General features: G+C 34.7%; 14 protein-coding genes, 1 tRNA gene and 1 pseudogene. 4 read left to right on the forward strand and 12 right to left on the reverse strand.

What is annotated here, in order from left to right:
• Positions 1 to 14 precede the first annotated feature (14 nt).
• On the forward strand, positions 15 to 530 hold the full coding sequence (gene tssJ / locus ACGH6Q_RS04310) for a type VI secretion system lipoprotein TssJ (protein WP_411592064.1): 516 nt from the start codon (positions 15 to 17) through the stop codon (positions 528 to 530).
• Complete coding sequence (tssE, locus tag ACGH6Q_RS04315; RefSeq protein WP_065590738.1) at positions 531 to 953, forward strand: type VI secretion system baseplate subunit TssE; 423 nt, start codon at positions 531 to 533, stop codon at positions 951 to 953.
• 214 nt (positions 954 to 1167) lie between these two features.
• Here tssE and ACGH6Q_RS04320 read toward each other — a convergent pair.
• From ACGH6Q_RS04320 to recC, 8 genes are all read right to left on the reverse strand, one after another.
• Positions 1168 to 1243 (reverse strand) — tRNA-Asn (locus ACGH6Q_RS04320).
• 97 nt (positions 1244 to 1340) lie between these two features.
• Positions 1341 to 1916, reverse strand: a complete 576-nt coding sequence (locus ACGH6Q_RS04325; protein WP_296301227.1) for a YiiX/YebB-like N1pC/P60 family cysteine hydrolase — start codon at positions 1914 to 1916, stop codon at positions 1341 to 1343.
• Positions 1900 to 2487, reverse strand: coding sequence for a biotin transporter BioY (locus ACGH6Q_RS04330; protein WP_051634174.1), 588 nt, complete (start codon positions 2485 to 2487; stop codon positions 1900 to 1902). Before ACGH6Q_RS04330 ends, ACGH6Q_RS04325 begins: the two co-directional genes overlap by 17 nt.
• Positions 2488 to 2643: 156 nt before the next feature.
• A complete protein-coding gene (locus tag ACGH6Q_RS04335; protein ID WP_065561679.1) occupies positions 2644 to 3276 on the reverse strand; it encodes an MBL fold metallo-hydrolase in 633 nt (210 codons plus the stop codon).
• 4 nt (positions 3277 to 3280) lie between these two features.
• A complete protein-coding gene (locus ACGH6Q_RS04340; RefSeq protein ID WP_411592067.1) occupies positions 3281 to 4684 on the reverse strand; it encodes a DHA2 family efflux MFS transporter permease subunit in 1404 nt (467 codons plus the stop codon).
• Between the two features lie 128 nt (positions 4685 to 4812).
• Positions 4813 to 5778 carry a ketopantoate/pantoate/pantothenate transporter PanS gene (gene panS, locus ACGH6Q_RS04345; RefSeq protein WP_174799270.1) on the reverse strand — a complete coding sequence of 322 codons (966 nt, stop codon included), beginning with the start codon at positions 5776 to 5778 and terminating at the stop codon, positions 4813 to 4815.
• 67 nt (positions 5779 to 5845) lie between these two features.
• Positions 5846 to 6625, reverse strand: coding sequence for a TatD family hydrolase (locus ACGH6Q_RS04350; protein ID WP_297224486.1), 780 nt, complete (start codon positions 6623 to 6625; stop codon positions 5846 to 5848).
• Between the two features lie 8 nt (positions 6626 to 6633).
• Positions 6634 to 9843, reverse strand: a complete 3210-nt coding sequence (gene recC, locus ACGH6Q_RS04355; RefSeq protein ID WP_411592069.1) for an exodeoxyribonuclease V subunit gamma — start codon at positions 9841 to 9843, stop codon at positions 6634 to 6636.
• Between the two features lie 161 nt (positions 9844 to 10004).
• Between recC and ACGH6Q_RS04360 the strand changes: the two are divergent.
• Both ACGH6Q_RS04360 and ACGH6Q_RS04365 read left to right on the forward strand, forming a co-directional pair.
• Positions 10005 to 10459: pseudogene (locus ACGH6Q_RS04360) on the forward strand (transposase); the annotation flags it as partial.
• A gap of 96 nt (positions 10460 to 10555) precedes the next feature.
• Positions 10556 to 10726, forward strand: a complete 171-nt coding sequence (locus ACGH6Q_RS04365; RefSeq protein ID WP_080702313.1) for a peptidoglycan peptidase — start codon at positions 10556 to 10558, stop codon at positions 10724 to 10726.
• Between the two features lies 1 nt (position 10727).
• Here ACGH6Q_RS04365 and rnhB read toward each other — a convergent pair whose 3' ends face one another.
• From rnhB to fabZ, 4 genes are read right to left on the reverse strand one after another with little or no spacing between them, the layout of a single operon-like run.
• Positions 10728 to 11318: a ribonuclease HII gene (rnhB, locus tag ACGH6Q_RS04370; RefSeq protein ID WP_034910816.1), complete on the reverse strand. Its 591-nt coding sequence runs from the start codon at positions 11316 to 11318 to the stop codon at positions 10728 to 10730.
• Positions 11312 to 12463 carry a lipid-A-disaccharide synthase gene (gene lpxB, locus ACGH6Q_RS04375; protein ID WP_411592071.1) on the reverse strand — a complete coding sequence of 384 codons (1152 nt, stop codon included), beginning with the start codon at positions 12461 to 12463 and terminating at the stop codon, positions 11312 to 11314. The genes rnhB and lpxB overlap by 7 nt, the downstream gene beginning before the upstream one ends.
• Entirely contained in the window at positions 12463 to 13242 is a 780-nt protein-coding gene (gene lpxA / locus ACGH6Q_RS04380) for an acyl-ACP--UDP-N-acetylglucosamine O-acyltransferase (RefSeq protein ID WP_065611494.1), read from the reverse strand. Before lpxA ends, lpxB begins: the two co-directional genes overlap by 1 nt.
• Positions 13243 to 13286: 44 nt before the next feature.
• A complete protein-coding gene (gene fabZ, locus ACGH6Q_RS04385) occupies positions 13287 to 13733 on the reverse strand; it encodes a 3-hydroxyacyl-ACP dehydratase FabZ (protein ID WP_034910827.1) in 447 nt (148 codons plus the stop codon).
• Positions 13734 to 13785: the final 52 nt, after the last annotated feature.

The raw sequence follows: 13785 nt of genomic DNA on the forward strand, positions 1-13785 counted from the left end.
GAAAGGAAATAAATATGAAAATAATTAATATATTCATTACTATCTTATTAACTATGTGTCTAACAGGATGCGGTATTGCGCAAAGTGTCTCAGAAAAAGCAACTGATTTGAGCAACTCTATTTTTAAATGGGATGTAAGAACTTTACATCTAGATATTATAGCAAGAGCTGAGTTAAATATAGATGACGAAGGAAGATCCTCGCCAGTTGTAATTCGAATTTATCAATTAAAAGAAGCTGACGTTTTTAATTCTGTTGCTTATCAAGAGTTAGTTGATCAAGATAGTGATGAACTAAAAGATTCATTAATTGAAAGTAAAGAAATAGTATTAAAGCCAGATACCGCTATTTCTATTGATGTTTCATTTGATAAAAAGGCTAAGGCGGTAGGTATTGCTGCGCTTTATAAAGAACCAGATTTAAAAGATAATAGCTGGCGACTAGTGTTAAAACGTGGAGACTTAAATATTACTCAACCACGTCAAATAATCGCAAGTCAATACACAATAAAATTGGTGGAAGAAAAATAAATGAGTGCTTCATTATATGACCAGCTTTATGGTTATTTTGAATCAGGCATAGCCCTTGAAGATGTAAGTGAAAATGAACAGACAATTATCAGTGTAATGGATAATATTGAACGTATTTTAAATAGCCGAGCAGGTACTGTAAAACACATGCCAGATTATGGATTACCCGATATGTCAACGATCTTTCAAGCTTTACCGTCATCGGCTTATGTTTTAATGAGAGCCATTGAGAAAACACTGCTTCTTTATGAACCAAGACTTGCATCAATTAAGGTTAATATTGCAGAAGAAAGCAGTGATTCAATGGTGCTTGGTTATGAACTTATTTGTCATTTTAAAGAAGGTGGACTAGTTAAGTATGGGACTTATTTTATGCCTGATGGCAAAGCGAGTCTTAAATATATACGCAAAAGTCCACGTTAGATATAGATAATACGTTAACTATATGAATTAAATATATATCTAACAAAATCTTTAGAATTGTTTAAGCTTGATAAAACTATAGCTAGTTTTTATTCTGTTATACTTCGGTGTTGAATTCGTTTACAAATACAGTATGAACTTCTGATATTAATAGAATAAAAATTTTTGTAAAAAGTACTTGGAGCATCTATATAATTTATTATATTTGGTATATTGGCTCCTCCAACAGGACTTGAACCTGTGACATACGGATTAACAGTCCGCCGTTCTACCGACTGAACTATGGAGGAACCGAAATGTAGCGCGCATATTATAGATTTAATGGCGCTATGTCAATAGTTAAATTATTTTAAATGTTTTTTTGTGTAAAATTTCCTCCTTTTATTATCATTCAAGTGTTAGGATTGTCTTGAATAAATGGCGTTGTCTAAGTAATTGCTGTGGGTGCGATCCTAGTTCATGTTGTGGAATAATCTGATTTAGATCGCGATAATAATCAACCCAATAAGATAAAATCTCATTTGTCGCTAAATCTTTAAAATTCATTGGATATAATGCGAAATAATCATTACCTTGCTCAGTTTTAAAGGCATAAGTAATTAGTTCACTGCAATAAAACCCATCTGCATTGGGATGAAAGCTGTGATTGTAAGGTGAACCCAAGCATTTCTTTACCCGTCTTAATGCATTTTGAATAACAACTAAATCATGGATTCTACCAATGATATTGTGCTTAGCTGCACAAATAAAATTAGTAAACGATTGTTCAATCACGCCATAGTTTTGCGTTGCTTCAATAACGGTATTATTTCCAATATATAAACCAACATGATTAATACTTTTGGTTCTTTCATCTATCTTTGACAATGCACCTGAAAGGCTTACAGCGCCATTAAAAGCATTATTTTTTTTTAGGCTTTGGAAGATTATATCTCCACATTGGATATTATTGTTTTTTTGCACGATAGCGCCATAGCGAAAACATTACACAAGTTGCAATAATAAATTTAAGCGCATCCACCCCAACAAATGGCAGATAACCCACTTTTAAAGCATCAATTAGCGTGATGTGTAAATAGCCCATTAAATAGACAACGCCAAATACAAATAACAATTGATGCGCACAAGCGAATGCAATTAAACCTAAAATAAAGTGACGATCATAACCTCTTTCTGCTGCAAACCCTGCTAAATAGGCACTAAATACATAGCCATATAAGTAACCTGAAGATGGTGATGCTAACGCCATAATTCCACCACTACCATTGGCAAATAGCGGTAACCCAATTGCACCTAAAATAAGGTATTGGATTATTGCTAATGCACCTAGTTTACGACCTAAAAAAGCACCAATTAACAATACAGCCAATGATTGTAATGTAAATGGAACAGGGTAAGTTGGAATACTAATGTTAGCGGCTAATCCTAAAAGTAATGCTGCACTTGTTGTGGTTAATAATTTACGTTGCCAAGAAGATAAATTTACAAGTGTAGTGATAAATGTTGGATAATACGAAGTCGGTTGAAGTTTCATTATTTTCTACCTTTTATATAAATAGTAGAACTATAATAGCGCAATTATTATTGTTGTAAACTTTTTTGTTTTTAATTTGTTTACATTGGAGTGGAGTATAGGATATTTTTATCACACTCTAAAATAAAGAGTGTGATAATTAAAATAATTTGTTACTTAAACTAAGTAAGGATTACTAACTCGTTCATGACCAAAACTAGACATAGGTCCGTGGCCTGGTACAAAAATAAAGTCATCCCCAAGTGGTAATAATTTATTAGTGATTGATGAAATTAAATCGGCATGGTTGCCTCGTGGAAAATCAGTTCTTCCTATACTACTTTTAAATAATACATCGCCGACAAAAGCCAGCTTATCCAAATGGTTAATAAAAACAATATGTCCCGGAGTGTGACCCGGGCAAAAAAGTACATCAAGGCTAATATTACCAACTTGAATCTGCTCACCTTCTTTTAACCAACGATCAGGCAAAAAGCTATCAGTATAAGGAAAACCGAATTGTGTACTTTGTTGTGGTAAACTTGTTAATAGAAATTCATCTTCTTGGCTTGGTCCAATAATCTTCACATCATAATGTTTAGCCAATATAGTTGCAGCACCGACATGATCCAAATGTCCATGGGTTAATAAAATCTGCTTAATATTAACGCCTAGCTTTTCAACCGCTTTTATAAGCAGTTCGGGTTCACCTCCGGGATCAATAAATGCACCTTCCATGGTTTGATCGCACCAAATGATGCTACAATTTTCTTGGAAAGCTGTAACTGGGATGATTTGGTACTGGAACATAGATTTATCTCCTTATTTCTTGCTGATGATTGGTTAGATTTTGTCCGTCTTCTTTTTTTAATTGTGCAAAAATAATGCTTGATAAAACGGTAATCATACCAAGTATAACAAATGTTAACTGAAATGAGTGAATAGTACTTGTTGTGGTGCTAATTAAGCGTAATAAAACAGCACCCAATCCGGTACCAAAACTAATTGCTAATTGTTGATTTACTGCCATTAAGCTATTGCCACTACTTGTATTGTCGTTTTCTAGATTAGCTAAGGTTATGCTATTCATGGACGTGTATTGCATGGAGTTGATTCCACCGATACAAAATAGCAATAAACTGATAAGAATAAGTGGTGTCGATAAATTTAATACGGACATTAAAATAATCATTATGCCAGCTAAAATTGTATTAGTAACTAGTACGAAACGGTAACCTAAACGTGCTAAAATACGTGGAATAAAGATTCGAGTACAAATTGAAGCAATGGCCATTGGCATCAACATAATGCCGGCAAAAATAGCTGAATAACCAAATCCCACTTGTAATAATAGTGGAATAAGAAAAGGCACTCCTGATATACCTAATCGGCAAATTAAATTTCCGATAATTCCTATTTTGAACGTACGGATTTTAAATAGCGATAGTGGGAATAATGGAGTTTGTTTCTTTTTTGCATATTCACGATAAATAAATAAAAAAAGTAGACTAATTGTCGCAAGTAGTAATGGACAATAATATGTCTGATTTTGGTTTAAAATCTCTACACTCAAAGTGGCGCTAATAAAGCTAATAACAATAAATATAAAGCCTAATAGATCAAAAGGCATGTGTTGGCCTTTTAAGTTAGGCATGTATTTCCAACTAATTATTATACCTAAAATACCAATGGGTAAATTAATAAAAAACACCCAGTGCCAACTTACCATATCAACTAGATATCCTCCCAATACTGGTCCTAAAACGGGACCAATTAATCCAGGAATCGTGGCTGTATTTAACGCAGCTAAAAAATCACTACGCTTAAAAGATTTTATCAATACTAAACGTGATATAGGCACCATCATGGAGCCACCAATGCCTTGGATTACTCGTGATATATCTAAAAAAAATAATGAATTAGATAAAGCGCAAAGTAATGAACCCAGTGTGAATAGTGAAACGGCCATGACAAAAATATTTCTAGTGCCAAATTTATCTGATAAAAAACCACTAACAGGAATAAATAATGCAAGGGTCAAAGCATAACTTATCACGGCTGATTGCATATTTAATGGAGACTCATTGAGGTCGTTAGCCATAGTGGGGAGGGCTGTATTTAATATCGAGGTATCAAGTGATTGCATAAAGAATGCAAACGCCGCAATCCACGGTAATATACGATAGACAAACGGTGGTAACTGTAATTCGCTATTCATTTTAATTTGGCCTAAAATTAATTTAAATGCTAGTGGAGCGGTTGGATATAAGCTCAGAAAATTAAGCTCTCTTACTTAGAGTTGATTAAGAAAGAGAGCTGATGAATGCTATTTTACAATATTATTTGTTAATGATTGGATTTTTTCTTATTCTTTACTGGTTTACCTTGCCAATAGCCAGCCAGTAATGAACCTGAAATATTGTGCCAAACAGAAAATACTGCAGCAGGCAGAGCCGATAAAGCCGAAAAGTAGGTGGTGCCTAAAGTAGCTGCAAGGGCAGAGTTTTGCATTCCTACTTCAAGTGACATGGTTCTGCAGGTTGATTCATCAAATCCAAATAAACGTCCTCCCCAGTAACCACCAAGCAATCCTAACGCATTATGAATCACAACTGCAAAAATAACAGTGCCCCCCACTTGGCCAATTTGAGTATGGCTACCTGCTACTACAATACAAATAATTAATAAAATACAAATCATTGATAAAAGTGGTAAAAATTGCTCACATTTTTTAACAATAGCATTTAAGAAATGGTGAACAATTAATCCTAATATAATCGGTATTAGTACAATCTGTACAATATGTACAAGCATTCCCCAAACAGGGACTTCAACTGTTGTTCCAACTAATAGTAGTGTTATCAGTGGTGTTATAACTACCCCCACAAGTGTCGAAACAGATGAAATTGTAACAGACAATGCAACATCACCTTTGGCAAGATAAATCATCACATTTGATGCTGTTCCGCTAGCTACGCTTCCAACTAACACCATGCCAACCAATAGTTCTGGTCTCATTGTAAACAGTTTTGATAAAATTAGAGCAGTTAACGGCATAACAATGTAATGTAACAAAGTACAAATAACCACCGCTTTAGGTTTGGTGACTACACGTCTAAAATCATCAATACTTAATGTAACTCCCATGGTGAACATCACAAACATGAGTAATTGTGATGTATAGGGACGTATAGGTGTAAAAGTATCAGGAGAAAAATAGGCCATAACCGCACACAAAACTGCCCACAAAGGAAATAATCGGGTGAGGGAGGAAATAGATTGAGCAAATAGTTGATTCAATTGTCTAGCCATATAAACCTACTGTCGTTGGTTTACTAAAATAACTTCATAATAATAGTAAATTTATTTTAGTTGCTTGTTAGATTTTTATTCTATTGATTCCACTAAATAGCGTCAAGGTATTTGTTAAAATTGTGTTAAGTATGTGTTCTGGTGATTCAGTGCGTAATTGTGTCAATATTTTAAAAACCTCAGTGATATATTCAGGGCGATTTGCTTGACCTTGACGCCCACTTAATGGCATGTCGGGGGCATCTGTTTCAAGCACTAGGCTTTCAAGCGGTAATTGAGCAATTGTATTGCGAGTTTTATTAGCACGTTCATAACTAATTATGCCACCCACACCAATATAATAACCGAGTTTAACAAATTGCATTGCTTGTTGATAGCTACCTGAAAATCCATGTATGACGCCACGACAAGGTAAATTGGCTCGGTGTAGTTCATGATACATGATATCATGCGTTTTACGAGAGTGAATCAAAACAGGTAAATCAAACTGTTTAGCAAGCGATAATTGTTCCCTAAAAACAGCAAGTTGCTCTTGCCAATCGATGGTTAGATCGTGTCTATCTAAGCCAATTTCACCAATGGCGACAAGTTTTTGGGATTTAGTTTTTAGTATACTTATTAATTGCTGTAGATCAGCTTGAGTATGTTGATAAATCGGATGTAAGCCTAATGCTGCATAAATTTCATCGTAAGTTTCAGAAAGCTGTAATATTGTATTAAAGTGTGAAGCAGAAACAGCAGGGATAATTAATCCTGTAATATTCGCTTGTTGAATTTGTTGTATCGACTCAGCAATATGCTGTGTAAACAGTGGAAAATTAAAATGGCAATGCGTGTCAATAAACATTATGCCTCCTAGTTTACTGCTTTTTGATGTAATAAAATTGGCAATAAAAATCGCTCAGCAGTAAATATAATTTGTTCAATCAGTGTATCGGTTAACTCAGGATAAAGACGAGTATAATAACTGTCACACTCGGCGGATTGGTTAAATCCGCCTTGCCATGAATTTAAAAGTTGATTGATAGCTCTTTCACTAGCGATAATCTGACCTGTTTTTTTATCATAAGCTGTAATTAACCAACTCCACGAACTTTTTAATGGCATTAATAATGGTTCATTGATCCCCTGCAAATAGCCTTCAACTAAATTAGTTAATATAGTTAAGGACAGATCTGCATTTAAATGTGAAAATCGCCATTCATTATCGTCCCGACCATACATACGACTTTGACTATCAATTTTATTAGGATTTAAAATGCAATAAATCAAATGATCAATCCACAACGAAATACCATCGCGAATCGAAAGCTTTGACGGTCGCCATGTCAATATACCATCGTCTTGAATGTGAGTTAACCAACCTTGTAATTGGTAATGTTGATCATTAGATGAAATGGTTAAATTAACTTCTTGCGTTGTCATAACTAAACGTTCTTGGTCAACTTTATTGGCCAAAGGTTGCAGTGATTCAAGTTGATTATCATAAATAATTTCACCAAACGCACCATCTGGTAAGTCACCTGTTAACGCTAATCGTTGATAGAAATCATCTGATTGTTGCGATCTATTGGCAATTAATTCATTTAAAATCTGTAAGTTTAATTGATAGCGCTTTAAGCTATCAAGATTAAAGTTTTCGGCATCTGGTAAGGTATCATCCATATAATTTATATAAAAATTAAACCGTTTTTGTAAAAATAGCCTAATAGAGTGCTGGTAAAATCGTTTTAATTCATCAAGATTAATATTATCTACACTAATAATTGGTATTTCACTAATAAATAACTGACTTTCACCTTGTTGCAATGCTGCAGGTAACCACTCATCGGCATAGCTTTTGGGTTCTTGTAAAAAATTTTTGGGGTTAAACGGTGTGCGTGTATGGTTTACACGTAAAAAATCTAAGCTATTTGTAGTGCCATCTGTATTATTTTTAGCCTTGCCATAATATTGGCCAATATATTCCCAAAACTCATCAACAAGTATAGAAGGATAACGTTCACTATTATCTTTCATATCGCGACCAATATAACTGATATACAACTGTTTTTGCGCAGATAAAATTGCTTCTAAAAAAAGGTAACGATCATCTGTGCGACGGCTACGATCCCCTCGTCTTGGATGTTGTGCGATTAAATCAAAATCAAGTGGAAGAGACGTTCTTGGATAATCGCCGTCATTCATACCAAGTAAACAAACAACTTTAAATGGAATAGAACGCATTGGCATCATGGTACAAAAATTTATCTTACCAACTAAAAAACGATGCGCTAAATGATTTTGCTCTAAGCGTGATTGCATAGCATCATGTAGAATAGTGATAGAAATATTATCTGTATAACAAGCCGATAATCCACTATTAATCAGTTCTTGCCATTCTTCTTCGATCATCAATAAAATGGATTCACGTTGAACATTACTTACAAAAAAGTCATTGATTAATTCAAGGCAACAAGGTTGCCAATTAATTAGCGGTTTTTCTTCATTTAAGATAGCAAACCACTTACTTACAACTTTAATAAATTCGGCTAATTGGCCTATTAATTCGGCATCTAAACCTGTTGCACCATCATAAGGTAATATTTGTTGCCAACCGCCTTGTTCACTGTTCATCGTGTAACCGAGTAATAACCGCTCAAGCCCAAATAACCAACTATGTGCACTCTCAAGTCCAAAACGAATGCCTGACTCAACAATCCAAGTTCGCAACAAGGTTAATTGAGATTCGTTAATAGCGAATTTTTCGGCAATAGCAGGGATTTCAAGTAAATTAAATAGTTCTTCTGCTGTAAATCGACTATTTGGAAAATTTAAAATAGCAAAAAAGCCTTGAACGATAGGATCGATATTTCGTGCTTTTTGATCTGAAATAGTAAAAGGTAAATAGCGCTTTTCAACAGCATTACCAAAGACGGCTCGAATATAAGGAACATACTTATCAATATCTGATACCATAACTATGCAATCGCGCAACTCCAGCGTAGGATCTGCATCAAAAACCGATAGCAGGTAGTCATACAATACCTCAACTTCACGTTGTTCACTATGGCAGGCATGAAACGAAATCGACTTATCTGTTACGGCAAAAGTTTTATTATCAAAATCGGTTTGATACAGTTCTAAAATATCTTGCTGAATAGCATGTAATAGACAAGAACGATCCTGATCGGCAAACGCTTCAATATCTTGCTTATTATTAAATTCTTGTAACAAAAATAGATTATCACGCCCAAGTTTTCCCCATGAGGTTAACAGAGGATTGGGTATTTTATCGGGTGTATTTAATATATCTGACAACTGTTTTTCAGCAATATCGCCCCAATACCATTTACACGGATTATTAAACATTAAATGGACATCAATATGTTGCCCAAGTGCTGAAAGTAGCGAAAGATAAATAGGAGGAAGAGAAGTAATACCAAAAATAAAAATACGGTTAGGTAATGCATCTAAACGTGAACGTTCAAAGTTATTATTTAATAACATTTCAAGCATTTGTTGATAAATATTAGCGCGATGATAAGGTTGGCTAATTGATATTAGTTTTCGCCACAACTCCGCTTGCCACGTTTCATCAGAATGATGATTCAATTCGGCAACAGTCTGGTTTGCCTCCCATTTTGCTAGCCAATCTGGACGGTAAACTAAATATTGGTCAAATAATCGTGCAATACGCGTTGCAAGCTGATACCGTTTTTTATCTTGCTTATCAATATCAAGATAATGTTTAAGTGCGCTAAACTCAGGTTGTTTAATAACTTGAGGTAACAAATAATACAAACGCCAACTCATTGATTCAACATTAAAGCTATTTTCAATTGGCGCCTCTGGTAACAAGACTTGATAAAGTTGCCAAATAAACTGAGTTGGAAAAAGAAAATCAACATTAGCCACGATACCAAGTTCATCCGCTAACGCAATTTGCAACCATTGTGCCATGCCTTGACTTTGCACCATGACTATATCAGGTGTAAACACATCCTCTAATGGTTGCCTGCGCATCAATTCACTCAATAATGTTTTGAGTAAATCGACTTGATTTGAATGATAAATGGTAAACATAACAACACTAATTATTAGTAAGATTGGGTTAAGATTATCGCTGATCGTTATTAATAAATCTAGTTGCTATTCTAGTATCAATTTTATAAGTAAGATAGCCATTAACGAGTAATAATGAATGGGGGTTTATCTTTGATGGTAATTTTTTAAATGGCATAATGACATTTGAAGGAATACTGTTGCGAATGAGAACGGGTATTCCTTGGCGAGATTAATCAACTATATTTGGTTAATGGAATACAGTCTATAGACGTTTTAATTTATGGTCTAGAAAAGGCATATTAATATATTATCAAAAAATTATTAAGTATAGCTAATCTCGAATGGGCTTTCCTCGATGATTCTATTATACGAGCGCATCAACATAGCTGAAAATGCAGCAACTCAGCATTAAGAACAGATAGGAAAAAGCTATGGAGGAAACTCAACTAAAATCCACCTTTCTGTTAATAGCATGGATTGATATCTGTATAAATATCGCCATTTAATTGAAAATGCGTTTGACTGAATTAAGCAGTATCGTTCAATTTCAAAAAGATATGATAAATTAGAAAGCAATTATGCCTGCATGTTATTGCTGGCATTTATACTTATGTGGCTACCAATGTATTATTGATTAATATATGAATACAAAAGTTCAACAGACCCTAATAGCGAAATTGCTAAATAAAAACAAGTAGTTTGGAAAATAATTTATGATAAGGCACTTAAATTGAAAATTGGCCAATTACAAACTATCAAAGATTTTAATCTTTCATCGTCTGCCGTGAAGAAGAAATTGAAAAAATGTTATGGAAACAAAATTCCTTATCAAGAAATGGTCATTTTACCAGTTTCTATTTTTAACTCACCATTGCTGACAACGGTTGATAAACAATCGTGAATTAAAATAATGTTAAACTCTTAACTGGTCCAAAACTTTTACGGTATAAATGATTAATACCATGTTCCTTTATTGCAGCTAAATGCGCTTTAGTTGGATAACCTTTGTGTTTAGCAAGTCCATACTGTGGATATAATTTATCAAGCTCAACCATTTCACGATCGCGTGTAACTTTAGCTAAAATAGACGCAGCACTGATTTCTGGCACTAATAAATCGCCTTTAACTACAGCTTGTGTTTGTATACCAAAATCGGGGCAACGATTACCGTCAACTAATACAAAATTGGGGTTAATAGGTAATTTAGATACAGCTCGCTGCATAGCAAGCATGGAAGCATGTAATATATTTAATTTATCAATTTCGTCCACAGATGCTCTTGCAACACTCCAAGCTAAAGCATCTTGTTTGATAATATCAAATAGATGTTCTCGTTTTTTTTCGGTTAGTTTTTTAGAATCAGTTAAGCCTTTAATGGGCTTGTTAGGATCTAAAATAACTGCAGCGGTAACAACATCGCCACAAAGTGGACCTCGCCCAACTTCGTCAACACCTGCAATTAAAGTGACATCTGGATAGGTAAACTCTAACAATGTGGCTCCTTTAATACATCAAGTACAGCTTTAGCAGCTTGTTCATCAGCATTACAACGAATTTGATTATGCAAAGATAAAAATGTCTGTTTTAGTTCTGAATTATCTCCCTCTAAAAAAGGGATAATACGGTTGGCAATATTTTCTGGTGTGCAATCTTGTTGCAACAATTCAGGTACAATCTCTTTACCGGCTAAAATATTAGGTAAAGACACATAAGGCGTTTTAATTAATTTTTTAGCTAACCAAAAAGTTAATGCTTTCATTTTGTACCCAACTACCATTGGGCACTTAGCTAACATACATTCTAATGCCACAGTCCCCGATGCTAAGATTGCTGCATTACTCGCAATCATCGCTTCACGGGCTTGACCATGTAGTAACTGTATTTTAAGTTCTGGTGCAACTTGAGCTTTGATTTGTTCAAATTCTTTTTGTCTTTTAGCATTAACTAAAGGTACTAGAATATGTATATTAGGATAACGCTCTCGTAATAGCTTTGCTGCTTTTAAAAAAGGTGCTGATAATAATGTCACTTCAGCATGACGGCTACCCGGTAATAATGATAAACAAAGGCTATTTAAGGGAACACCTAATTGTTGACGCATAGCTGTTTGATCTGGATTTAAAGGAATATCATCCGCCATCTTATGCCCAATAAAGCGACAAGGAACATCAAACTTATCATAAAAGACTTTTTCAAAAGGTAAAAAGGCTAAAATAAGATTAGTATTACGCTTAATTTTGAAAACGCGTTTTTGCTTCCAAGCCCAAACAGATGGACTAACATAATGAATTGTTTTAATGCCAGCTTGCTTTAATTTTCCTTCTAGGGAAAGATTAAAATCGGGAGCATCAACACCAATAAATATATCGGGCTTGAGTTTAACTAGGCGTTTAGTGATATCTCGGCGAATAGATAAAATACGGCGTAATCGCCCCAATACTTCAACAATTCCCATGACCGATAATTCATCCATTTCGTACCAAGCTTTACAGCCTTCGGCTTGCATTTTCGGACCCGCTATACCTACAAATTCAATATTAGAATGGTAATTTTTTAGCGCACAAATCAATCCTGCGCCAAGAATATCGCCCGAGGCTTCTCCAGCGACTAATGCAATGATTAGTGTTTCATTAGCCATTAACGGATGATGCCACGCGTTGAACGGGCAAAAAAGTCAATAAACAATTGGATTTCAGAGTGTTGTTTGGCAATGGTTTCAATTTCAACTTTTGCCTCTTCAAACGTTAAGCCATTTCGATAAAGGATTTTATAACTATTGCGAATCGCCTGCAAAGCATCTTTGCTAAACCCTCTACGTTTTAAGCCTTCATAATTTACGCCATGAGGTGTTGCATGATTACCTTGGGCAATAACATAAGGTGGAACATCCTGAGCAACACCTGAACAACCACCAACCATAACATGTGATCCGATCACACAAAATTGATGAACGGCAGTCATTCCGCCAATAATTACATAATCATCTAATTGAACATGCCCACCTAAAGTGGCATTATTTGCTAAAATACAATGATCACCAATATGACAATCGTGAGCAACATGTGCATTAATCATCAATAAATTATCACTACCAATTCGCGTTAATTCACCACCTTGAACAGTGCCACGGTGAATAGTTACGCTTTCACGAATCATATTACGATCGCCAATTTCAGTGCGTGTTGGCTCTCCACGATATTTTAAATCTTGGTTTACCTCACCAATCGAAACAAATTGATAGATTTGGTTATCTTTACCAATTTTTGTGTGACCATTGATAACAACGTGTGATTTTAAAAAAGTACCGTCACCAATTTCAACATTCTCACCAATAAAGCAAAACGGACCAATTCTGACGTTATCGCCAATTTTTGCTCCCTTTTCAATCACTGAGCTTGGATGTATCTCCATTGCCATAATTATTCCTTAATACTGTTTTTGGGGGAAATGCTAAAAAACGATTATTTACGGGCACACATCATTTCAGCTTCACAAACTAACTTACCATCGACAGTTGCAACACCATGGAATAATGCAATACCACGACGTTCTTTAATATATTCAACATCGAGCATAAGCTGATCTCCTGGTACTACAGGGCGTTTAAAACGTGCTTTATCAATGGAAGCAAAATAATAAAGTTGACCTGGTGATAGCTCTTCAATACTTTTGAAAGCCAATATCCCAGTCGCTTGAGCCATTGCTTCTAAAATCAAAACACCAGGGAAAATGGGTTTATTTGGAAAGTGCCCCTGAAAAAATGGCTCATTCACGGTAACATTTTTTATCGCTTTTAGTGTTTTACCTTTCTCGTAACTAAGAACTCTATCAACCATTAAAAACGGATAACGATGAGGTAACAGGCTGATGATTTCTTCAACATCAAGGGTATTAAGTTCGGTAGTCAAAATAGCTATCCTTATACATTATTACTATAAATTTTTAACATTATAACTGAGG

Source organism: Gilliamella sp. BG2 (assembly GCF_046635645.1).
Taxonomy (GTDB): domain Bacteria; phylum Pseudomonadota; class Gammaproteobacteria; order Enterobacterales; family Orbaceae; genus Gilliamella; species Gilliamella bombi.